This is a genomic window from Bacillus sp. FJAT-49736, assembly GCF_018343615.1.
Lineage (GTDB): Bacteria > Bacillota > Bacilli > Bacillales > Bacillaceae_C > Margalitia.
This window is the reverse complement of record NZ_JAGYPI010000001.1, coordinates 629821-653145: the sequence shown is the minus strand read 5'-3', so window position 1 is coordinate 653145 and position 23325 is coordinate 629821. Positions and strand designations below refer to the sequence as shown.

Annotated in this window: 22 protein-coding genes; 4 read left to right on the top strand and 18 right to left on the bottom strand. The window is 36.4% G+C overall.

The genetic code is table 11. The annotated features are described in order from the left end of the window. Positions 1-20: 20 nt before the first annotated feature. Positions 21-1052 carry an XdhC family protein gene (locus tag KHA87_RS03610; protein WP_213092737.1) on the top strand — a complete coding sequence of 344 codons (1032 nt, stop codon included), beginning with the start codon at positions 21-23 and terminating at the stop codon, positions 1050-1052. Here KHA87_RS03610 and KHA87_RS03605 read toward each other — a convergent pair. From KHA87_RS03605 to KHA87_RS03565, 9 genes are all read right to left on the bottom strand, one after another. Continuing rightward, complete coding sequence (locus KHA87_RS03605) at positions 1047-1685, bottom strand: response regulator transcription factor (protein WP_213092736.1); 639 nt, start codon at positions 1683-1685, stop codon at positions 1047-1049. The two genes, KHA87_RS03610 and KHA87_RS03605, sit on opposite strands and share 6 nt — an antisense overlap. Beyond that, positions 1678-2727, bottom strand: a complete 1050-nt coding sequence (locus tag KHA87_RS03600) for a sensor histidine kinase (RefSeq protein ID WP_213092735.1) — start codon at positions 2725-2727, stop codon at positions 1678-1680. The genes KHA87_RS03605 and KHA87_RS03600 overlap by 8 nt, the downstream gene beginning before the upstream one ends. Further along, positions 2724-3443, bottom strand: coding sequence for a cell wall-active antibiotics response protein LiaF (gene liaF, locus KHA87_RS03595; RefSeq protein ID WP_213092734.1), 720 nt, complete (start codon positions 3441-3443; stop codon positions 2724-2726). The genes KHA87_RS03600 and liaF overlap by 4 nt, the downstream gene beginning before the upstream one ends. A gap of 123 nt (positions 3444-3566) precedes the next feature. After that, positions 3567-4211: a PspA/IM30 family protein gene (locus tag KHA87_RS03590; protein ID WP_213092733.1), complete on the bottom strand. Its 645-nt coding sequence runs from the start codon at positions 4209-4211 to the stop codon at positions 3567-3569. Positions 4212-4233: 22 nt separating this feature from the next. Then, positions 4234-4590, bottom strand: coding sequence for a lmo0954 family membrane protein (locus KHA87_RS03585; RefSeq protein ID WP_213092732.1), 357 nt, complete (start codon positions 4588-4590; stop codon positions 4234-4236). A 151-nt stretch (positions 4591-4741) separates the two neighbouring features. Beyond that, positions 4742-6565: an ABC transporter ATP-binding protein gene (locus tag KHA87_RS03580; RefSeq protein WP_213092731.1), complete on the bottom strand. Its 1824-nt coding sequence runs from the start codon at positions 6563-6565 to the stop codon at positions 4742-4744. A gap of 10 nt (positions 6566-6575) precedes the next feature. Further along, a complete protein-coding gene (locus KHA87_RS03575; protein ID WP_213092730.1) occupies positions 6576-8330 on the bottom strand; it encodes an ABC transporter ATP-binding protein in 1755 nt (584 codons plus the stop codon). A 363-nt stretch (positions 8331-8693) separates the two neighbouring features. Further along, complete coding sequence (locus tag KHA87_RS03570) at positions 8694-9149, bottom strand: TlpA disulfide reductase family protein (RefSeq protein ID WP_213092729.1); 456 nt, start codon at positions 9147-9149, stop codon at positions 8694-8696. A 143-nt stretch (positions 9150-9292) separates the two neighbouring features. Next, positions 9293-9841, bottom strand: coding sequence for a peroxiredoxin (locus KHA87_RS03565; protein WP_213092728.1), 549 nt, complete (start codon positions 9839-9841; stop codon positions 9293-9295). 317 nt (positions 9842-10158) lie between these two features. Between KHA87_RS03565 and KHA87_RS03560 the strand changes: the two genes are divergently transcribed. Next, positions 10159-10974, top strand: a complete 816-nt coding sequence (locus KHA87_RS03560) for a mechanosensitive ion channel family protein (protein WP_213092727.1) — start codon at positions 10159-10161, stop codon at positions 10972-10974. A gap of 99 nt (positions 10975-11073) precedes the next feature. Further along, on the top strand, positions 11074-11262 hold the full coding sequence (locus KHA87_RS03555; RefSeq protein WP_213092726.1) for a hypothetical protein: 189 nt from the start codon (positions 11074-11076) through the stop codon (positions 11260-11262). On the opposite strand, the gene mraY is transcribed toward KHA87_RS03555, so the two are convergent. The 5 genes from mraY to KHA87_RS03530 form a co-directional block, all read right to left on the bottom strand. Beyond that, a complete protein-coding gene (gene mraY / locus KHA87_RS03550) occupies positions 11222-12178 on the bottom strand; it encodes a phospho-N-acetylmuramoyl-pentapeptide-transferase (protein WP_349305552.1) in 957 nt (318 codons plus the stop codon). The genes KHA87_RS03555 and mraY overlap by 41 nt on opposite strands. Positions 12179-12360: 182 nt before the next feature. Then, complete coding sequence (gene def / locus KHA87_RS03545; protein ID WP_213092724.1) at positions 12361-12942, bottom strand: peptide deformylase; 582 nt, start codon at positions 12940-12942, stop codon at positions 12361-12363. Continuing rightward, positions 12935-13126 carry a helix-turn-helix transcriptional regulator gene (locus KHA87_RS03540; protein WP_213092723.1) on the bottom strand — a complete coding sequence of 64 codons (192 nt, stop codon included), beginning with the start codon at positions 13124-13126 and terminating at the stop codon, positions 12935-12937. Before KHA87_RS03540 ends, def begins: the two co-directional genes overlap by 8 nt. Positions 13127-13439: 313 nt before the next feature. Beyond that, the gene (locus tag KHA87_RS03535; RefSeq protein ID WP_213092722.1) at positions 13440-14225 is read right to left on the bottom strand and encodes a GNAT family N-acetyltransferase; all 786 of its coding nucleotides are present in this window, start codon (positions 14223-14225) and stop codon (positions 13440-13442) included. An 87-nt stretch (positions 14226-14312) separates the two neighbouring features. Further along, positions 14313-14939, bottom strand: a complete 627-nt coding sequence (locus KHA87_RS03530; RefSeq protein WP_213092721.1) for a flavin reductase family protein — start codon at positions 14937-14939, stop codon at positions 14313-14315. A gap of 80 nt (positions 14940-15019) precedes the next feature. Between KHA87_RS03530 and KHA87_RS03525 the strand changes: the two genes are divergently transcribed. Further along, positions 15020-15712 (top strand): ArsR/SmtB family transcription factor, encoded by a 693-nt coding sequence (locus tag KHA87_RS03525; RefSeq protein WP_213092720.1) that lies wholly within the window; start codon positions 15020-15022, stop codon positions 15710-15712. 1181 nt (positions 15713-16893) lie between these two features. Here KHA87_RS03525 and KHA87_RS03520 read toward each other — a convergent pair. From KHA87_RS03520 to KHA87_RS03505, 4 genes are read right to left on the bottom strand one after another with little or no spacing between them, the layout of a single operon-like run. Further along, positions 16894-19674 (bottom strand): VWA domain-containing protein, encoded by a 2781-nt coding sequence (locus KHA87_RS03520; RefSeq protein WP_213092719.1) that lies wholly within the window; start codon positions 19672-19674, stop codon positions 16894-16896. After that, complete coding sequence (locus KHA87_RS03515; RefSeq protein ID WP_213092718.1) at positions 19658-21439, bottom strand: vWA domain-containing protein; 1782 nt, start codon at positions 21437-21439, stop codon at positions 19658-19660. The genes KHA87_RS03520 and KHA87_RS03515 overlap by 17 nt, the downstream gene beginning before the upstream one ends. A 10-nt stretch (positions 21440-21449) precedes the next feature. After that, positions 21450-22268: a DUF58 domain-containing protein gene (locus KHA87_RS03510; RefSeq protein ID WP_213092717.1), complete on the bottom strand. Its 819-nt coding sequence runs from the start codon at positions 22266-22268 to the stop codon at positions 21450-21452. Positions 22269-22315: 47 nt separating this feature from the next. Further along, positions 22316-23317: an AAA family ATPase gene (locus KHA87_RS03505; protein ID WP_213092716.1), complete on the bottom strand. Its 1002-nt coding sequence runs from the start codon at positions 23315-23317 to the stop codon at positions 22316-22318. Positions 23318-23325: the final 8 nt, after the last annotated feature.

The window sequence follows — 23325 nt, the reverse complement described above, 5'->3', positions numbered from 1 at the left end:
CAAATTAAGGGGTGAACGGATTGAACGATATTTGTAGAATATTAGAACAAATAAACAGAGATAGAAAACAAAGGATGGCCCTTGCAACTATAATCCGAATAAATGGCTCATCCTATCGAAAGACCGGAGCAAAAATGCTATTTTGGGAAAATGGCCAAAGGTATGGAACTATTAGCGCAGGCTGTTTAGAGGATGACTTATTCATTCATTCCATAGATGTAATCAAAAATAATATAAGCAAGATTGTTACTTATGATTTACGAGATGAAGAAGATATCGAATGGGGGGTTGGTTGTAACGGTACCATTGATGTATTAATAGAATCTGTAACTTTTAATCCAACTCTATTAAAACTAAAGGAGCATTTATTCAGCGGCAATCCATTACTCTCGGTTAAGCCTATAAAGCCTGGAAACCTACCAGAAAATTATCTTTTTACTTTGAGCGGGAATCCTTTAGATAGGGAAACGGAAGCTGAGCTTCCATTTGATGTGAAGGAAAAGGTCCATGAATTAATTCATACCTGTGAAAAATTAAAAGTAGCTGATATTAAAGGAGAAAAATATGTAATTGAAAAATATGAACCTAAAAGCTATCTATATGTTTTTGGAGCCGGGAATGATGCCGAAAGCTTAGTTAGGCTAGCTTCCAGTCTGGATTTTTCCGTTATTGTAGTAGATCCTCGTGAAAACCGCTGTAATCGAGATTTTTTTCCTACAGCTGAAATCCTTATTACCCAGCATCCAGATGCATTCTTTCAACACCATAAGTTGAAAAACTCTGCCTACATTGTCATCATGAATCATCATTTCCAAAGAGATAAACAAATACTAGAGAAATTACTCTATGAGCAGTCAGCTTATATCGGTATCTTAAGTTCCAAAACAAGGGCAGAAAAATTACTTATTAACATTCCTGATTCTATTAAAAATAAAATACATTATCCTATTGGCTTAAAAATTCAGGCAGAAGGTCCAGATGAAATAAGTGTAAGCATAATGGCAGAACTAATTCAGATTCGGCACCAGTTGATGGCCGCTCGTACGTTATGATTCTTTTATTAATTGGTGTTTAAATGCATAAATAACAGCTTGTGTCCTATCCTGAACTTCCAGCTTACTTAGTATGTTACTAACATGCGTTTTGACGGTTTTTAAAGCAATAAATAATTCATCTGCAATCTCTTGATTTGATTTTCCTTCAGCCATTAACAGCAATATTTCAAGCTCACGATTCGTTAAATCCTCATGAAGCGGTCGTTTATTCCCTTGTTTCATCCGCATCATCATTTTTCCAGTAACCTGTGGTTCCAATACTGATTGCCCCTTATACGTAGAGCGCACCGCTTCAGCAATTTCGCTTGCTTTAGAGGTTTTTAGCATATAACTCGTAGCACCTGCTTCTAAAGCCGGATATACTTTTTCATCATCAAGAAAACTAGTAACAATAATAATTTTAGCTTCTGGCCACTCCCTAATGATCTCCTTGGTTGCCTCAATTCCATCCATTCCGCTCATAACTAAGTCCATTAAGATAATGTCCGGTCGTAAGGACAATGCTAATTCAACACCCTTTTCCCCACTTTCTGCCTCCCCAACCACTTCAATATCCTGCTGAATTGACAAAAAGGCGGAAACCCCTATCCTTACCATTTCATGGTCATCCACTAATAAAACTTTAATCATCTGTCTCATCCTTTATATTCATAATTGGTACCTTAACTTCTATACTTGTTCCTTTCTGAGGGAAGCTAATCATTTTCACTGTTCCACCAATTTCAGCTGCTCTTTCACGGATATTTTGCAATCCATAAGAGCCAGCTTTTTCTTTTTCTAACTCAAAGCCAATCCCATCATCAATAATTTTTAACAATACAAATTGCCCGAGATGAAGCAAATGAAGCTCCAACAATTTAGCCTTTGCGTGACGAAGCGTATTGGAAATGGATTCTTGAACGATTCTAAACAGATGGTCCTCTACACCTTTATCAAGCTTCACATCTTCAATTTTCCAGGTTACCTTCATAGGAAGCTTTGCCGTCAATTCGTGCAGAAGTTCCTCCATTCCAACTCTTAATGATTTTCCTTCCAGTTGAATAGGTCTTAAATGCAATAGAAGTGCTCTCATTTCCGACTGTGAATCATTTATAATTTCTTCCACTAATTTTAATTGTTTTCTTGCCACAGCTGATTCTGGGTCAGGATTTTGATTAATGGCAGATAATAGCATATTGGCGGCAAACAATTGCTGACTGACAGAATCGTGCAGCTCTCTTGCAAGCCGATTTCTTTCTTGCGAGAGCACCTCCTGCTTTAATTTCTCACTCCAATCAGCTTTTTCATTCGCCAATTTTTGTGATGCCTTCACCTGTTTTTCAAACCGGTTTTGTATAATCGAGAAATGTTCGTATAAAACCGAAATTTCCTTTACTTTCTCTCTTGGAAGTTTGTGTAGCTGAAATTCTCCTGTTTGCAATTCCACTAAATGGGTCTCTACTTCCTCCATTTTCTTTTTTACAAAATATCCAATCACAAGCCCGAAAATTCCCCCTACTATTAAACTTGTTAATAGAATAAACACAACGACAGGAATTAAGAATATTTGGGTAAAAAAAAGGGCATGATACCAATCCGTTTGAACCGAAATACAATATACCGTTGTTACAAAAGCGGCTATTATAATAGAACAGAAGCAAAAGTAAAATAAAAATGTTCTTTGTATACTCATATATACTTCACCTCAATATTTCCAAGTGATATAGAAGTGATAATTTTTATTTTTCTCGTTGCTTCATGATAATTATCAGAATAGCAAATTACATTTTGATTCAATAACTTCTCTTTATTGCCAAAAAGTATTAGAGAACCAGACAGGGATGAATGATTAATGGAAAATCCAATATCATAAGGTACAAGAAGCTGTATATTCCCTACAAGGCCACGTACCATAATAACTGATTCACCAGGAGGAAGCATCGTCATACTCAAATCAATGATGGTGTCTCCAATACCGGTTTGTATATTGATATCGTCCCATTCATATATATGATTCATCAATTTCTGATTGCCAAAAAGCTTGTTGGTGAGGAATGGCTGTTTCTTATATGCTTTTTTGTCTGAAGCTGGCTCTACTGTCTCAACGCGAATCGTTTTAGATGACTTTTTCTTTTTGCGATATTGAAACAAATAATAGATGAACAAGCACAATAAGATAAACTTAAAAAAGAAGGTTGAGATAACGATAATGGCAGCGATAGAAATACCGATTATCAGGAAAATCATAGCAGATGTTGATCTGCCTTTTTTCCTACCGTAATAGATTAAAATCGCAGCAAAAGCAAGAGTAAATAACGATTCTGGTCTAAATGAAATTTCAAATAATATTCCAATTATAGCAACAATGAAAACCCATGAAATGGATGTATGCTCAAATAGATTTCTCATGCTGCCCTCCTTTTGCCTATAACAGCTAAATAATAGTACATCGAAAATATGCGTAAATCTCCCTTTAAGTAAAGGGAGATAATGGATTAAAGCATGTATACCTTTTATTTTACCATGTAAGTTCTACTCATTAACAACAATTTCTTGGTTTTTCAACTGTTTTTCTAATTGGACTAATTTAGCATCAAACATGCTTTTCTCATAACCGGTACTCATTTGAGCTTCCAGATGCTCCATATATCTTTCCGTATCCTCGAATCTTGTTACAGCACCGTTTAAGATGGAATCATCCAGAACATGATGAATTTTCTGATTCGCCTTCATTACGTTTTCACGCCCCATAAGCTCCATTCTTTTAATGTTCATGTCCTTTAATCTTAATTTCATTTCGCGATGCTTACGTTCTAATTCTTCCAGGTTCTTTACAGCTTGCTCATATGCCAGCTGAAGATTATTGGCTTGTTCTCTGTATTGTCCTTCCTCTTCTAGAGCAACCTCAAGCAAGTTTTCTTCATTTGCTAGTTTCGCTATCTCTGCTTGTTTTTTACGTTTATCCGCTAAATATTGTGCTTGTTTCCATTCACGAAGGAATTCTTCCTTCAACATATATTGGCGTTCAATTAATCCGGCAACCTTTTTTGTTTCATTTTCACTTTCTCTTAAATACTGGTTTAAAAGAGATATAGGATTTTTTTGTTCCTTCTTATCTAATGCCTCATGCAAATCTGCCATTACCGTATTTTTCACTCGTTCAAAAAAGTTAGTCATTTTCTTCACTCCTCCTGCGTTATTAATGGAAATTTTTCTTCATTTCATTCCATTGTTGATCAAAATTATCAAATGGGTTGCTGCTAGTTGCAGCTGAAGCTGTTTTTTCATCTTCTGTCCAATGTTTATAACCAACATAGAGCAAATAGATTGCTATTATGCCGGCTAATGCTGGTAGGCTGGCTACTACAGCACTTAATCCAGCTATTCCGACAAGCGCCCACAGCAATTTCCCACAAAACGAATGGGATTTTAAAAATTGCTTAAAAGAGAAATACACGACAATTAAGCTAATCGCGAGTCCAATAATATGCCCTAAGCTTGCTAGTGCCACTATTGCTAAAATCACCGCCAAACCGAATATCAATACCTTTTTCATGATATTACCTCCTTTCGATATACTTATCATAAAAAAATTCCTCTCCATCCATAACAATCGCAAGCTTTATTTTTTTATAGGACTTAAGACGTATCTAAAAAATAAGGAAAATGAAAAAAGAGAATAACCGAAGTCATTCTCTTTTCATATACTACTTTTCTTCTAATACTTTAAATTGTGCTTTAACAAGTCGGAAGTACTCTCCTTGATGCTTCATCAACTCATCATGATTTCCTTCTTCAATAATGTTACCATGATCAAGTACAAAGATCTTATCCGCTTCCCGAATCGTTGAAAGTCGGTGAGCGATGATTACAGATGTTCTTCCTTTTAATAAGGTCCTAAGCGCTCCTTGAATTTGAACTTCTGTTTCTGTATCAATACTTGCCGTTGCTTCATCCAAAATAATAATCTTAGGGTCTGCGAGTAAGGCCCGAGCAAACGATAATAATTGACGTTCTCCAACGGAAAGAATATTTCCACGTTCTTCTACCTGCGTCTCATAGCCGCTAGGCAGCCTTTCAATGAAATGATGGGCACCAATTGCCTTGGCGGCGCTAATCGCCTCATCGTCTGTCGCATCCGGTCTCCCGAACTTAATATTTTCCATAATGGTACCTGAAAAGATAAATGTATCCTGCAGAACCACACTAATCTGATTCCGAAGGCTTCTTAATGTGATATCACGCAAATCATGGCCATCGATTTTTACGGAACCGCTAGTTGGATCATAGAAACGACTGATTAAATTGGCAATGGTTGTTTTACCTGATCCAGTATGCCCTACAAGTGCTATAGTTTGACCTGCCTTCATCTCAAGATTAATACCATTTAACGCTTTACGTCTTGTATCGTATGCAAATTCAACATTTTCAAATACGATATGTCCCTTTATATCTGAAATAGTAGCCGCATTTCCTTTTTCGTTGACAAGAGGAGTTTCATCCATGTATTCAAAGATTCTTTCAGAGGAAGCCATCGCTTGTAAAAGCTGGTTATATACCATCCCCATCCTTGAAATCGGCTGCCAAAACATCCCTAAATAAAAAGCAAAAGAAACGAATTCTCCCAATTTCAAATGATCACCTTGAATTAAATGAACCCCATACCAAATAAGGATGGCAGATCCTACTGCATTCGTTAAATCTACCATTGGGCGGAACATAGCTGATCTTCTTGTCGCATCTTTCCATGCGTGATAATTCTCCAAATTTACCCCATCAAAAAATGCCATGTTTTCATGTTCTTGCGTAAATGCTTGTGTTACTCGAATCCCTTGAATACTCTCATTCAAATGTGAATTTAGCTTAGATTGCTTTAAGCGCATATATTGCCAGCCCATGCGGATTTTTTTCCTTAGCTTCGTAGAAATCAAGAACATGATTGGCAAAATGATAATAATGGCTAATGTCATTTGTGGACTGAGGGTAAATAGTATGACAATTACCCCTAGCAGCATCAGCATATCCATTAAAAGATTGATAACCCCATTTGTAAATAAATCCTGTAACGAGCCTGTATCATTCATGATTCGAACAAGGATGGACCCAGCAGAGCGCTGATCAAAAAAGTTATGGGATAAGCGTTGCACATGAGTAAACAAGTCTTTTCGAATATCGAATATAACATTTTGTCCGAGCTTATTTAGCCAGCGAATACGCAATATACCTGCTATATAGGACATAATAAATAAGATAGAGATAATGGTTATGATTGTGAATAAAAATGACCCATCCTTTTTTTCAATTCCCTTTCCAATTGCGTATACACCAATTAAGGTAGGAATAATTAGACGGATTATGGTATTTAATAAAACGGTTATAAACGATTTAAGTACTAAATTTTTTAAATATGGTTTGACATAACCCAAAAGGCGAATCATTTGCTTCCAGTTAAAAGGTTTATCTATTACTTGTTCAGATGAATAGTGAAATCTTTCCATCACCTTTGGGTTAAGCTTTTTTGTATTTTCCATCTATATCACCTCACCCTGTCTGTGCTTGAAGTATTGCTTGCTGGTCCTTGTACTGAATCGTATAGATTCTTTCATATGGTCCACCATTAGACAGCAGTTCTTCATGCTTACCTCTTTCGACAATTTTTCCATCCTCGAATACGAGAATTTCATCCGCATGCTTCAAAGAGGAAATCCGATGGGCAATAATAAAGGTAGTACGATCCTTCATTAACTGCCTAAAACCCTCTTGAATCTTAAATTCTGTATCCATATCCACCGCACTGGTAGCATCATCCAAGATTAATATACTTGGATTCAAACAAATAGCTCTTGCAATGGCAATTCTTTGCTTTTGACCACCGGAAAGTCCGAGCCCGCGCTCGCCAAGCATCGTATCATATCCATCTGGCAATTCCATAATAAAATCATGGGCTTGTGCAAGCTTGGCAGCGTGAATAATTTCTTCCATTGTTGCATCAGGACGGCCATAAGCAATATTAGCTCGAATAGTGGATGAAAATAAAAAGGATTCCTGCAGTACAAAACCGATATTATTTCGTAAGGATTGCAATGTATACTCGGAAACTGGTCGGCCATCTATTAAAACCTTTCCCTCGACAGGCTCATAAAAACGTGTCATAAGCTGTGTGATACTTGTCTTTCCTGAACCTGTTGCCCCAATCAGGCCAATAACTTTTCCTTTTTCTGCTTTAAAGCTTACGTCTCTAATAGCAGCATTTTCATCACCAAAATATTTAAGTGTTACATGCTGAAACTCAACATCACCATTAAGACGATCCACTGTTACAGCATTATCCTTATCAAAAATCTCATCGTCTGCTTCTAAAATCTCTAATAATCGCTCTCCAGAAGCCTTAGACTGTGAAAACATATTAATGGTAAATCCAAGGTTGATGATAGGCTCGATAATAAATCCTACAAGACTATAAAAGGCAACGAGCTTACCTGGAGTTAGATCCTCATGGATAACCAAATATCCGCCATATGCAAGGATTATAATGATGCAGGCATTCCCGATTAACTCCATTAGAGGAAAGAATTTTGCCCAAACATTGGAAGTATGAATTTGTCTATCCTTAAAGTCTTCATTTGAAACATTGAATTTTGAATTTTGGAACTCTTCGCGAGATAATGACTTAACCGTATTGATTCCGCTGATATTTTCTTGAACATTTGTGTTCAAACGGCCAAATGATCTTCTGATTCCACGGAAAGCTGGATGAATTAGCTTATCGAAGCGATAAACTGATACGGCTAGAAACGGTAACGTAATCATGGTCATTAGAGTTAAAGAAACAGAGTAATAGAACATAACACCAAAACAAATAGCTAATGTAAAAATAAATCTTAGCAACTCGCTGAATCCAAAAGATAAAAAGAAACGAAATCCTTCTACATCAGAAGTCAGCCTGGACATTAAGTCACCGGTTTTGGCATTGTCATAATACTTAAACGGCAAAAACTGCAGCTTTTTATACAGTTCGTTCCGTAAGCGGTAAACAGATGTAATTCCAAACATATCACCTGTATATTGCTGGATAAAAGTTGCCACGCCTTTTATGGCCATAATACCAATAAATCCAAGAGCCAAATAAGGTATCCAGTTATATTTTTTTCCCATGACACCTTCGTCGATAGTTATTTGCAGAATAATGGGATAAACAATTGTAATAGCATTAACTAACAGTAAAAAAACCATGGACGTAATAAACAAATGCTTATATGGCATATAAAACTGTTTCAGCTTTTTAAATGTCTCCACATAATTCCCCCCTGCCTGTAAAAATTATTTGAACGTAATTATAAATATATCGGGTTTCGAAATATTTTTCCACTCTTTTATCCCAATTTTTTAAAATTTATAAGATATTTTTATGTTTCGTTTATTATAATATCTTTTGGTACTAATTGCTTAAGTCTAACCAGCTTTTCCAAAAGAAAAAAGAGCTATTAGATAAGCCCTTTTCGACAGTAAACAAGTTCTCCAATTAATATAGTAAAAATGAATCCTTATTAAAATGAATTCAAAAAGGAACCACATCTATCCTTATGCAGGAAAATAAAAATTATGATTCTGGAAAGAAGAAAAGACAGATACAAAACTGTATCTGTCTTTTTAAGTTCGTTATTTTGCTGCTTCCATTTCATCCAAGACCCGGTTTACGCGTTTCTCTAGCATCTTCATTCCGCTGCCGCCTGCTTGGAAATGACGAAGATTTCCGTCTTTATCAAAAACATAATATGCAGGTACATATTGATTTTCAAATGAATCCGTTAGTTTATGCTCGCTGTCAACAAAAATTGGCTGTGAAATGCCATGCTCTTCCGCAACTCGCTTAATCTCATCCAAATTCAAATCATCCTCTGACCTCGGCATATGAACAGCAACTACATTTAGTTTATCCTTATATTCATCCCGAAATTGATTCACTTGGGGCATTGCTTCTTTACATAAATGACAACTAATAGACCAGAAATGAATTAGCGTTGGTTTTTCCCCAACAAGGTCAGAGCGAGTTACTTCTCCATTAATCCATGCTGTTGCACCGCTTAATTCTGGTATTGGTTCACGAAGCTTCATGTTTAATTCCTCCTTTATTTATGAAGGCTGTTTTTCGGATCGAATGTTTGTATAATATTTTCGTTAACAAAAGCAGCTAGTATTAATGAAAGAACCTGTATAAAAGACCTAACAGCCTTTGTTAGGTCTTTTTTCAAATACTATTAAGCGTTTAAAGTAGCTTGTCCAGGCTTCCAGTTTGCTGGGCATAATCCACCAGTTTGTAGAGCTTGAAGAACACGAAGAGTTTCATCTACAGAACGTCCAATATTATTGTGATTTACCACTTGGTACATTAATTCGCCTTCTGGATTAATAATGAATAACCCGCGAAGTGCGACACCTTCTTCTTCAATTAAAACACCGTATTCACGAGAAACAGTATGATTCGTATCAGCAGCAAGCGGATAGTTCAAATCACCAAGACCATTATCTTTACGGTCTGTTTTAATCCACGCTAAATGAGTATGAATCGTATCTGTTGATACACCAATTACTTCCGCATCAAGGTCTTCAAATTCATCATAACGATCGGATAGTGCAGTGATTTCAGTAGGACATACAAATGTAAAATCCATTGGATAGAAAAATAACACTGTCCATTTATCATTTTTCATATTTTCTTCTAAACTAACCTTGCCAAATTCTTTGTTTGGTAATACTGCTTCCATTTCAAAACGTGGAGCTTGCTTTGCAACCATGCGTTCTGCCATAAAGAATCCCTCCATATGTATTATAATTGATAAAGCAATGAGGATTTTCTCAATTACTTCTTGAATATCACATCTTTAATTATAGTAACACAAAATTTTATAGTCAAATCTGATAATAATCAATTTAAATAAAAAATAATTATATTCTTTAAACTCAACCCTTTTTGTTTTTCCCGTTTTTATTAAAAAATAAACAATTTTATTAAATGATGATTAAAATTTAATTATGGAGAGGTTTATCGTGTAAGATAAGGGAATGAAATAAGGTACAAGTTTCTTTTATCACTTTATAGTACAGCAAGGAAAGGAAGAAATGGATGGATTATATTACAGATAAGATAATGAACTTTGATTGGCTCGAGTTATCGATCAAACTCGGAACCCTGTTACTAAAAGTAATTGTCACTTATGTTATTTACATCATTATAAAGATAGTAGGAAAGAAGATTATTCATACAGCTTTTGTAAATCATGCAAAAAACCCTCTTGTTTCGACAAGCAGATCGAAAACTTTGGAAAGTTTATGTGAAAATATCTTTTCCTATGTATTGTTTTTCATCTTCTTTGTAACGGTGCTACAACAATTTGACATTAAAGTTACTGCGCTACTTGCCGGTGCGGGAATTGCCGGATTGGCGATTGGATTTGGTGCACAAGGACTAGTAAGTGATGTTGTTACAGGTTTCTTTTTATTGCTGGAAAGACAGGTAGAGGTCGATGATTATGTAACGACCGGAAGTTTTACCGGAGTAGTTGAACAAGTAGGCTTACGCACTATGAAATTACGATCGATGGATGGAACACTGCATTATATTCCAAACCGACTCATTACTAGCTTAAGTAATCATTCCCGAGGGAATATGCAGGCACTCGTAGATATCTCCATTAATGACTGCCCTAATATTGATGATGCAATCAATATCATTCAAAAAGCATGCGACACTATTAAACAGGATGATGAAAATATTGTGGATGGCCCGAATGTATTAGGGGTTCAATCCTTTAGCCAAACTGCTGTTGTTCTCCGTGTCATTGCAAAAACAAAGAATGGTAAACAATCAGAGGTGGAAAGAAAGCTAAGGAAAATTATTAAAGAAACACTGGATAAACATGTCGCAGTGGTAGAAAATTAATCAAAAGGACTGGGCAAGGTAATATGCCCAGTCCTTTTTCCACATTCGCCCAAACAATTTAACCACAGCTCCTTATAATATCAAAAAGGGGTGTGTGTAATGGAGATCATAACCATATATTTATTGTTTGGTTTCGTTATCAGTGGACTGCTTATGATAATTGCTGATTTTCATCCGTGGAAGCTATTTGCCATTGTATGTATCGCATGGCTGCCTTTTTTCTTTTTAGGAACCATGTTGTCAGCTTTTATTGATGTAAAAAAAATCTCCAATAAAGCAAACATATAAACGTACAAATCCAAGAGACTAGACCAAATACAATGACAATCATATTTTCCGACCATCCATACTTTAATCCAAAATGAAAATGAATTGGCGTCATTCGGAAGATTCTCTTTCCTGTAAGCTTAAAATAGCTAACTTGCATAATCACAGCTAATTGTTCTGCAAAATAAACAAAAAATAAAATTGGAATGATAATTTCCACTTTTTCATACACAGCGAGAAAGGCAAGAGAACCTCCGATTGCTAAGGAACCTGTATCCCCCATAAATGCCTTTGCCGGATAAATATTATAAATAAGAAACGCAAGTACACAAGCGATCATGATAAGGCAAAAAACTTGAACCTCTGTACTTTCTGATATGCAATAAAAGAAAAAATAAGTTGGTATGCAAACAATTCCCAAAAGGCCATCCATTCCGTCAGTAAAATTAATGGCATTTGCAGACCCTACCACAAATAATCCGATGATTGCAATATAAATTAAAATCGGTAGCGATATGACGAAAGAATCTGTGATTCGAATATTGGTATCAATCCCAGCAACAGAAACCAAATAATAAAGCAGCACACCTGTGAATAGAAATTGAAAAACTAATTTTGTTTTTCCAGAAATTCCACCTGGATCTTGGCGTGATGCCTTCCAAAAATCGTCCCAAAAACCGATAAGACCAAATAAGATATAAGTTGTTGATAAAAACACCATTAGTGGCGTACGGCTAAAAAGTAAGGCGATAAACACCCCTAAAATAAATATACTTCCCGTCATCAACGGAGTCCCTTTTTTTAATTGATGATCGGCAGGAAGCTCCTTTCTAATAGGTTGTGTCAGTCCAAATTTCTTTAAAAATACAATAAAAAATGGGCAAAGAATAGAAACAGATGCAAACGATAATATTGCAGGTATAAAAGAACCTACCACAAGCGGTACCTCCATTTTATTCATTTTCTTATTTATCAGCATATAGGAGATAATTTCAATTTTCTATATCCATTTTGAAACAATCTCAAATATTATGATATTATGCTAAATCTATTCAAAAAGTTCTTCCTAAATAAATATATTCAAAAAAAATAAACGAAGCAGGAAGCTTCGTTTCGTCTTTAAAATAGGCTTTTAATTTCTACATTATTAGGAAGTTGGAATGGATTTTCCTTGTTAATATGATCATAAAACATAATACCGTTCAAATGATCAATTTCATGCTGTGCAACAATTGCCGCGAAACCACTTAGTTTTATGGTAACCTCTTCCCCATTCAGATCAACTGCCTTAACCTTTATCCGTTCATATCTTGGAACATATCCTGGCACATCCCTATCCACTGACAGGCATCCTTCTCCATTTGTAATATAAATCATTGAGACGGAATGGCTGATAATCTTCGGATTTATCCATGCATACTCATGAAGATTCCCCTTCTCATCATGAAAATAAGCAGCAAACATCCTCTTATTCAAACCTATTTGGTTTGCAGATAACCCGACTCCGGATCTTAATTTATATTTTGTTTGTAGTTCAGGATCTTGGCTATTTTTCAAATACTGCAACATACATTTTAATGTTTCCTGGTCTTCCTTTGTTGGCGGAACAGCTACCTCTTCCGTCGCTTGGCGTAATATTGGATCGCCTTCCCGGACAATATCCTTCATTGTAATAGTATAAGTCTCATTAAATTTACTCATAAATAAATAATTCATCTACCTTTACTTGTAAGTTTTGAGCTATCTTAAAAGCTAAATCTAACGTCGGATCGTATTTATCATTTTCCACGCAATTAATGGTTTGTCTTACAACTCCACATTGATATGCCAATGCCTCTTGTGTCATTCCTAGCCTTTGCCTCAGCTCTTTAATTTTATTTTTCATAGCCTTCACCATCAAATAGATTTATATAGTTAAATTACCACTTTTTTAATTTAATGTCCAACAAGTTAGACATATTTTATAGTGTCTTTTTTACAAATAAAAATAGACTCCGGAAAACTATCCGAAATCTATTTACAGTTTTTATATTGAGCGAAACTTACTATTGCAAACGAATATATTTGTAATAACTTGAAAGATTAGATTATCTTCTTAATACAAATATCCTTAACCTATTCTATATTTGGATACATAACAAGACAAGAAAAACACCAAATTAAAATCGACCTTTGGATTTTAACAGTCTAAACCGGCATTACCGATACATTGTCCACATTCCAATATCTTTAAAACCTAGTCGTTTATATATGCGGCCGGCTTCCGGATTATCATAGAATAAACATAAGGTTTTTCCTTCTGTAAAAATGTCTTCCATTAATTTTTCCATTACGACGCTTGCATAACCTTTCTTGCGATGACCTACAGCAGTACATACTCCAACAATCATAGCGGATAAAGAATTTTCGGCAGTTGTGGATGCCGAAGCTACCATCTCTCCGTTTACCTCCATAAAATAGGTTCGAGCTGTCCCAATTTCCATCCCTTTTTCCATCATTTCTTTTGCATGAGGATTTGGAACAAATTCTTGAATCCCAGCCCGTAATTCCAGAATTCTATCAATGTCGTTGATTTTAGCCTTCTTAACAGCAGCCAGATCTGCACTTACTCCTGAAAAATGTTCTTTTGTACATTCACAAAAATACGTCACCTGCTTTTTGCCAAGATTATCTTGGATTGCTTCTTCAAATTTCCCCACAATCTTTTCTATTCCCGAAAGCTTAAAATCAGGATCTTTTTTCAGAATTTCAATAAATCCTTCCAGATCAAAATCGGCTTTTCCGTACGGAATATAAGAATGATAGTATCGGAGCAATACACCTCTTAATTCCCCCGCGGGAGAAAAATCTCCCCATAATTCTTGAAACTCACTATCATATCCGAAAGATTCTATATCACCAATAATAAATAAATTCATTGATGGTTCTTCCATTAAGAATTCCATTACTTGTTCATGGTGCGATGATGTTAGCTTTTTAATCATATATACCCCTCCAAATGAATTTATAGAATATATTAAACAATCTCTATTTATATATCAATCTATATTTTTGGAAAGGGTGATTTCTATTTACACCTCTGCCCGATAAGTTCTTCCTAATGGATCACCTAAGCCAAAATAATGGCGAAAATTATAAATTAATGGGTTCCACTTTTCAGGGTCAATATGATGTCCTCCAACTACCAGATCCTCTCGAACATGAATTTTTAATGCCTTGGTTTCAACTATGCAAAAGAAAGGCGTGTGCTCTGGTATTTGTATGTTTTTCACTTCTGCTTCAATTTGAATGGAACATTCATTAATTCTAGATGGCTGAACCATTTCAGATGGTTGTTCTGTGAATGTTCCGGCATGAAACTTATTCTTTTTATATGAAAAACCCAGCTTTTGTTTTTCCTCTGGAACCGGATTCTTCCCCGTATAAGGAGCAATATCCTCTACACGCTTCCACAAGGAAAAGTCCGGAATGTTTAATACACATTCTTTATGGCGCCTTAGATTCTCCATCGCCTTCCCGCCTAAACCAATCCCTAATACAATACAGTCCCCTAAAGCCCAGGACGAGGAAATAGGGCTGATATTTGTTGTTCCATCTTCATTTAACGTATTAAGTAAAATAACAGGCGTCCCATAATATAAGATTTTTGGGGAAATTGTTCTATGCTTTAATTTCGTTGCCATTTGATTCAATTCCATCCTCTCCTTTTCAACATTATTGTAAAACGTGAATATTTCCATTATCATCGAAATATGAAATATTTAGAGGGGATGATGGTATGAACACGAATCCTAATATCGCAAAGGTTGCATCACTTGTTAGTGAACCCTCAAGAGCTGCAATCCTAACTACTTTACTTGACGATCGCTTCCACACAGCGAGTGAACTCGCTTATCAAGCTGGAATTAAACAGCAAACAGCAAGCTTTCATTTAGCAAAGCTGGCAGAATTAAATATGGTTATAATAGAACATCAAGGCCGGCATCGTTATTATCGGCTCGCAAATTCAGAAATTGCGGAAGTACTGGAATCGCTCTTAGCTCTTTCACCGCCAGTTGAGATTAAGTCTTTAAAACAGTCCACAGAAATGAAAGCGTTGAAATATGCAAGGACTTGCTACGATCATCTGGCAGGAAAATTAGGAGTGGAGCTTACAAAGGGCTTAATTGATATTGGGTACATTGAGGCGTGGGATAAGGAGTTTGCGGTAACAGTAAAAGGGGAACAATTTTTTTCTGATTTTCAAATAGACCTAGAGCTACTAAAAACCAAAAAAAGAAAATTTTCATTAAAATGTATTGATTGGAGCGAGCGACACTATCATTTAGGAGGAGCTCTAGGAAATGCTATTTTGAATAGGATGCTGGAATTGAAGTGGATCGAACGCCATCCGAAAACACGTGCTATTAAGGTTACTGATAATGGGGCGAAGGAGATGAAAAAATTAATTCCGAGTGTAAATTTATTATAGAGAATAGATGTGACTCATGGTCTGGCACTCTTACGGAATCGTTTAAGCTGTTTCTATTGGAAATTTAATTGCCTTTTTAACAGAAATGTCTTGTAGAATCTACTTATAAGACATTTTCCTATGAAAACATGCTTGTTTTGTCCTTCATCCAGGCGATGAAAGACATTTTCCTGTGAAAACATGCTTGTTTTGTCCTTCATCCAGGCGATGAAAGACATTTTCCTGTGAAAACATGCTTATTTTGTCCTTCATCCAGGCGATGAAAGACATTTTCCTGTGAAAACATGCTTGTTTTGTCCTTCATCCAGGCGATGAAAGACATTTTCCTGTGAAAACATGCTTGTTTTGTCCTTCATCCAGGCGATGAAAGACATTTTCCTGTGAAAACATGCTTGTTTTGTCCTTCATCCAGGCGATGAAAGACATTTTCCTGTGAAAACATGCTTGTTTTGTCCTTCATCCAGGCGATGAAAGACATTTTCCTGTGAAAACATGCTTGTTTTGTCCTTCATCCAGGCGATGAAAGACATTTTCCTGTGAAAACATGCTTGTTTTGTCCTTCATCCAGGCGATGAAAGACATTTTCCTGTGAAAACATGCTTGTTTTGTCCTTCATCCAGGCGATGAAAGACATTTTCCTGTGAAAACATGCTTGTTTTGTCCTTCATCCAGGCGATGAAAGACATTTTCCTGTGAAAACATGCTTGTTTTGTCCTTCATCCAGGCGATGAAAGACATTTTCCTGTGAAAACATGCTTATTTTGTCCTTCATCCAGGCGATGAAAGACATTTTCCTATGAAAACATGCTTGTTTTGTCCTTCATCCAGGCGATGAAAGACATTTTCCTGTAAAATCATGCTTGTTTTGTCCTTCATCCAGGCGATGAAAGACATTTCCTGTGAAAACATGCTTATTTTGTCCTTCATCCAGGCGATGAAAGACATTTTCCTATGAAAACATGCTTGTTTTGTCCTTCATCCAGGCGATGAAAGACATTTTCCTGAGAATACATGCTTGTTTTGTCCTTCATCCAGGCGATGAAAGACATTTTCCTGTAAAATCATGCTTGTTTTGTCCTTCATCCAGGCGATGAAAGACATTTCCTGTGAATATCTGCTTATATTGTCCTTCATAAAAACAAAGAACCCATAGGTGCCAGGCACCTATGGGTTTTAGCATATTACCGATTTCTTCGCTTTTTTGCGTCCATTAAGCGTTGCAAGCGGTCTTCATTCCCTTGTTTTTTTTCTATTTTCTTGTCCGAAGAAACGTTAGGAGTGTACTTTTCTGTCTTTCTCCAATCTGGTGATGATTCTTTTTTCTCCTTCGTCATCTCCATCTTCGGTTTCGTACTCCGATTTTTCGTTTGGATAAGCTTGTTAACATGTGTAATCTCCTCTTTACCTTTGGTCTGCCTTTGTTTCTTCTTTGGCAGTAAGGATAATATTCTTCGTATTCCAAATCGACGAATGGCGATTTCTACAAAAAACAGGAAAAAAGCAATAAGCAGCAAAACTTCACTAAATGGTTGCTTTTGAAAGGAAGATTTGTCTATTGGTGCGAAGGCTTCTTTTTCCTTCTTTAATTGCTCGCCATTTGTAATAGAGGCTAATTTCTTTAAAAATGACTTATTAAGGCCATTTAATAAATACTCATCCGAGTAGGGAACAGAAAAACCAGTTTGATAAAGCTTGCTATTGCCCTCCTCTGTTTGCTGTTTTAACCGCAGAAAGTACATTCCAGGTTTATCTTCCATATTTAATTCATACTGACCTGGTGCTGTCATCTTCGATTGGACCTTCATTTCCTCTCCGGCCTGTGAAACAATTACCGCTTCAAGTGGTAATAGCTCAAGCTTGTCGGACTTTAGCATTATCTTCGTACCGCCATTATCCCTTTGTGCATTTATCTCATATGGGGTATTTTCATAGGACGGGAATGTTTGAGTTACCAGCTTGCTCCAAAAGCTTGGCCAACCTTCCCATCTTGCCCAATCTCCGGACCATTTTCCAGAGGTATCAGAGGTAAAAGCCGCTGTTCTTCCTAATCCATATTGCCATTCTGCTAGAACCGGATCATCCTTTTTACTTAAAATCGAAACCTGCGCGGCTGATTTAGAGGTAACAGCGATATAGGCATTCATTTTCGGTACGCCACCTGCAAACAAATTTCCCCATCCTGGGTAAGGCTGTATTTTGGGATAAAACGGATCGTCCTCGATATATGTTCGTGTTGCCATTACTGTTTCTCTAGATAAAATACTTGGGATAACCGTTGAATCAGATACATAGTAAAAACGGCCGGATCCGTAATTTGCTATACTCTCAAGCAAATTTCGGTCTGCATCTTCCCCTAATGCAACGGTGGAGACTGTAATATTATTCTTTTTTCCAGCCTCTACTAAGCTTTCATAGCTGGAATTCGTAGAAGACTGTCCATCAGTTAATAAAATTATATGCTTGCGCTGAAGCTTCAATGGCTTCAGTTTCTCATAAGCCAATTTCAAGGAAGTATAGATTTCTGTTCCTCCATCGGCTGTTATGGAACGAATTTTCTTTATGACACTTTTCTTGTCTTTTATTGGACCTGTTTTAACAATTTCCCACGGTCGGTCATCAAAGGCAACGAGTCCAAGAGTATCTTCATCCCGCAAAAGTTCGACCGAGCGTGCAGCAGCTTCCTTTGCCAATCTCAATTTTTGACCTTCCATACTTCCGGATCTATCCAATACAATCACTAAGCCAAGAGATGGCATCTTTTTCTTCCCTTTTATGTCCATATCAACAGGAAGAATCCTTTCAATCGGCGTTTTGAAGTAACCGCCTAAGCCGAAGCTATTATCACCACCTGTCATGATGAAGCCTGTTCCAAAGTCCTTTACCGTTTTTTCAATCATTTCCATCTTTTTTTCGGTAATCGCTGTGGCAGGGACATTATTAAATATAATAGATTGATATGGTAAGTATCCGGATATGGAACTCGGTAACTGCTCTGGAAAAATCGTTTCCACTTGTAATTTTGAAGATTTTAATATTCTTGAAAATGTATTATCCTTCTTATTTTGAACTACTAGAATTTTTGGTGTTCCAGATACATTGGAGACTCCATTAAGCTCGTTATTTTCAAGAAATGTTTCACCCGAAGCAGTTACTTCTGCCTTGTATACAAACATTCCGGTTTCATTTGCTAGATGGGAGAAGGTAAACAGGTTATCCCCTTCCTTTACCAGCACCTTTTTCTTGATAATTTCTTGATTATTCAAGGAGATGCGAATAACCGCTTCCTTTTGATAGTCACTGACTATTTTAACCTTTAACTCTGCCCTTTCACCTTTATACATGGAGGAAGGAACATGAAATTCAGTTAATGCCATATCCTCTCCCATTTCTCCTTGCATTGGAACGTAGGAAAGTATAGTGTTTTCGCCAATTAATTGCCGTGCAGCCTCTACTGCATTCCCAGCTGTTTCATTTCCATCTGAAAAAAGAACGATTCTCCCCTTTTGATTTTCAGGAATTAAGGAAGAGGCCAGCTGAATACCTTCTTCTATATTCGTCTCTCCCTCATCCAACTTTGTAGAAAACTGTTGTATTAGGTCGGACTTTTTGTTCAAACTCTGTTCAATGGCAGCTGTTTTTCCTAAAGAAATAATAGAATAAGAGTCAGCGTGTTTCTTTGATTTTATGCTTTTCTCTATCCATGCTAATATTTTTTCATCCGAACCCCTCATACTGGCAGAGCGATCCACTAAAAAGATAACGTTTTCCCCTTTTACAGGCAGCAGCATTTGCGGAACGGTTAATGCGAAAATAAATAAAAAGAAAATAATAGCCCGCAAGATCGTAATAATGTTTTTCTCCAATCTATTATGTAGGCGACTTCTTCTATAGAATAGGTACAATACGTATGCTGCCGGAAGTACTAACAAAAAAAGAATAGGATACTTAATATCTATTACCACGTCGATACACCTCCCACTCTATGAATAATAGAAGAAGTGCTGCTGTTGCAAACCAGTACCATGTATTGCTAAAAGATTGAACATGGCTTTGCTTTGAAGCTTTCAGTTTGGTCTGATTAATCGCAAAGGATGGAGAAACCTCTATATTATTCTCTGAATCATTTAATAGTACGGTTAAATATTTGCTTTTTTTATTTGACAATATTTCATAAAGACCAGGCTTGTTCGGAGCAATAAAGCTTTCCTTTTGAAGCTGGAAGGAACGAATATATTTTCCATTAGCATCAAACATTTTCCATTCCGCCTCTGTATCCGTATTCATCCATTTCCTTTCACCAGGCTGAAAGAACCCTTGGAAATTACGTTTTTCAGAAAGCCATTGATACGATTGGTATAAAAAAATGGGAAATCCGGGATGCAATGGCCAATCCGTATCTTCAATCCGAAAATTTAATGCAATGACCCTAACACCATTTATTTCTCCCTTTTCCAGCAGTGGTACGGATCCGCTTTGTGCAATAATATCCATGGTTTTCGATGGATTGATACTTGCTGCTGATTTCACATATGTTTTTGAAAAATTAACATATTGCAATAATGAGTCATTTTTGGTTTCAATTTCTTTTTGCACTAGAACATGATTTTCTTTATTTGGATTTACAGCGAAGATTGGCAGTGATGTATGCCATTTTTCAGTTGGGATACTTTCTGTTAAAATGATGCCATCTTTTGATTCTTTTTCCCAATCTTTTTCGGATAGTTGAATTACATTTACCCCTACAGTTTCAAATCCTTTAATAATAAAAGGGTTTACCTCTCCAATTGCATATATTTTGTTGTAAGTAGGGCTAAACACTGCTGTCCTTACGTTATCAACAGGATAATTATCTTTTGCTGTAATATTTGCTGTATAGTAGTCTCTTTTGGGTAAGGATGGAATTTGGATAATTTTTTGTGAATTTGCGCCAATCGCTACTCTTTGCTTGGATAATTCCTCTTTCTCAAACCGGATCTTTAAATGAAAGCTCTGTTTCTTATTTCCTTGATTTTCAATCACAGCAATCCCTATTAATTTTCCGTTACGTTCTGCAACCCCAAACGACTGAAGTGATACATTAGTGCCTGATTGACCGATGTTGTGTACTTGAATCGGAATGGAGGAAGCAAAATTCGATATTTCCTTTTTCTTAACAGAATCAGAATAAATATGGATAGAGGTATTATTATTTTTAGCAAGAGATTCAGCCATGTGAATTGCTTTCTCTAAATTATCGGATTGATAGGAAAGTTGAAGCTTTTTCAACCGAGACTTAATGATTGATTTTGAGTCCTCTTTTTTTAGAGTAACAACCGGAGTATTTCCAGCCGTGATAATGGTAACATCCTGGCCGGTTAACTTGTTTACAATATCATTCATTTCCTGTTTTGCCTGATCAAATCTTGTTATTCCATCTTCTTGGGCTGACATGGATGCCGAAGTATCAACAATAAAAATAATATGATCCCCTTCTACCCCTTTAACTAGCCAAAACGGCTTTATTAGAGAAAGCATTAAACAGAATAAAATCAACAGTTGAAGCAACAGCAAAAGGTTTCGTTGCAATTTATCAATCCAAGGGGACGCCTGCCATTCATTCATTACTTGCTCCCAAAATAGATTAGAAGGAATAATGGTACTTTTGTATTGCTTACGAAATAAATAAAATACAATTACAGCTATAATAAATAGGCTTAAAATTAAATAGATTGGATTCATAATCCCCATTATTCTCACCTCATTTAATCCAACCTCTGGACAGCCAATCTTTCATTAGGATTTCATCAATCGATTTAGCATCATTCAAATAAAAGTATTGAAATCCCAGTCTCTTGCATAAACCCTGAAGCTTTGCATTATGCTCATTTTGTTTTTTCTTATACTCTTCAACTAGTTTTGGCGTTATGCTAATATTTACTTCCTTTGCAGTCTCACTATCTATTAATTTTAAATCTCCTACATATGGAGGCTGTTCCTCTAATTGACTTAAAATCTGGATAAACCATACATCCCCTCTAACAGAGCCTAGCTTATTGAAAACCATCTCATACTTCTCAATTGGCTCCAGCCCATCGGTTATGATGATATTTAACTGGCGATCTCGCAAAAGTTGTCCTTGTATACATTCTGTAAAGGATTCTGCTTTCGAGTCCCCTCTCCATTGAATTATTTCATAAAGGCATGATTTTGCGTGCACTGCTCCTTTTCTAGTCAGTATCCTATCTTCGTTTGAAGCAATAGGTACGAAAGAAAGCTTATCTTCACTTGTTAAGGTAATATAGGATAGAGCAGCTGCTAGTTGTTTCGCTCTCTCCCATTTACTTTCGATGGCTGTAACAGAGGATGTAGAGTCCAAATAAACTGCTGTTTTAATTTCCTGCTCATCCAGAAAACGTTTAATGTAATGTTTTTTTGTTCTTCCATATATATTCCAATCAATTTGCCGAAGATCATCCCCAGGTTGATACGTACGAAAATCGGAAAATTCGAGGGATGAACCAAACTTTGGAGATTTTCTTACCCCTTTGTGCATTCCGCGTTTACGCGTTCGAACCATTATCGTTACCTTCCTGAGTCTAGCCAATAATTCCGAAGAGAGCATTGTCATTTACTTATCACCGTTTTTTGCACTGCCGCTATACAATCCTCAATAAGGTTATCAGGACTTGTCCCGCTTGCTTCCCCTTCATAATTTAAGAGAATGCGGTGTCTAAGCACCGGGAAAGCAACATGCTTAATATCTCCAATGGATACATGATACCTACCTTGGAACAAGCCGCGAGTTTTTGCCATTTGAATTAAACTTTGCACACCTCTTGGGCCACTGCCGAATTGAACATATTTCCGGATAGATTCCGGCGAATCAGCAGAATCAGGATGTGTAGCGGAAATAAGCGTAACAGCAAATTCAAGAATTTCATCTGAAACAATCATTTCTCGAGCTAATAACTGGATTTTTAATACATCATCCTTTGTCATGACCTTGTTCAATGGCTTAGATTCCATTCCAGTCGTTCTTCTAATTATTTCTTTCAATTCTTCTTTATTTGGATATTTTACATTAATTTTACTAATAAAACGGTCCATCTGAGCTTCAGGAAGTGGATAGGTACCTTCCATATCAATTGGATTTTGAGTAGCAAGAACAAAAAAAGGCGCCTCCAGCATCTTTGTATCCCCTAATACGGTAATCGTCTTCTCCGCCATTGCTTCTAACAAGGCACTTTGTGTTTTCGGGGTAGCACGGTTTATTTCATCTGCCAAGACAATATTTGAAAAAATCGGTCCCTTGTGAAATTCAAAATGCTGTTTACCTGACTCAACCGGTTGAATGATCATCGTTCCCGTTATATCAGAAGGCATCAAATCTGGAGTGAATTGGATACGAGAAAAGGATAAATCCAAAACATCCGCAATCGTTCTAATGAGCATTGTTTTCCCAAGTCCCGGCAATCCTTCTAAAAGTGCATGACCGCCAGAAAATATTGTCCATAAAACTTGATCCACCGTTTCCTCTTGCCCAACAATAAATGTTTGAATTTCCTCCTTTGTTTGCTGCAAAAGCCTGATTGTATATTGAAACAGTTCTTCTTTTGCCTGTAGCATATTTCATC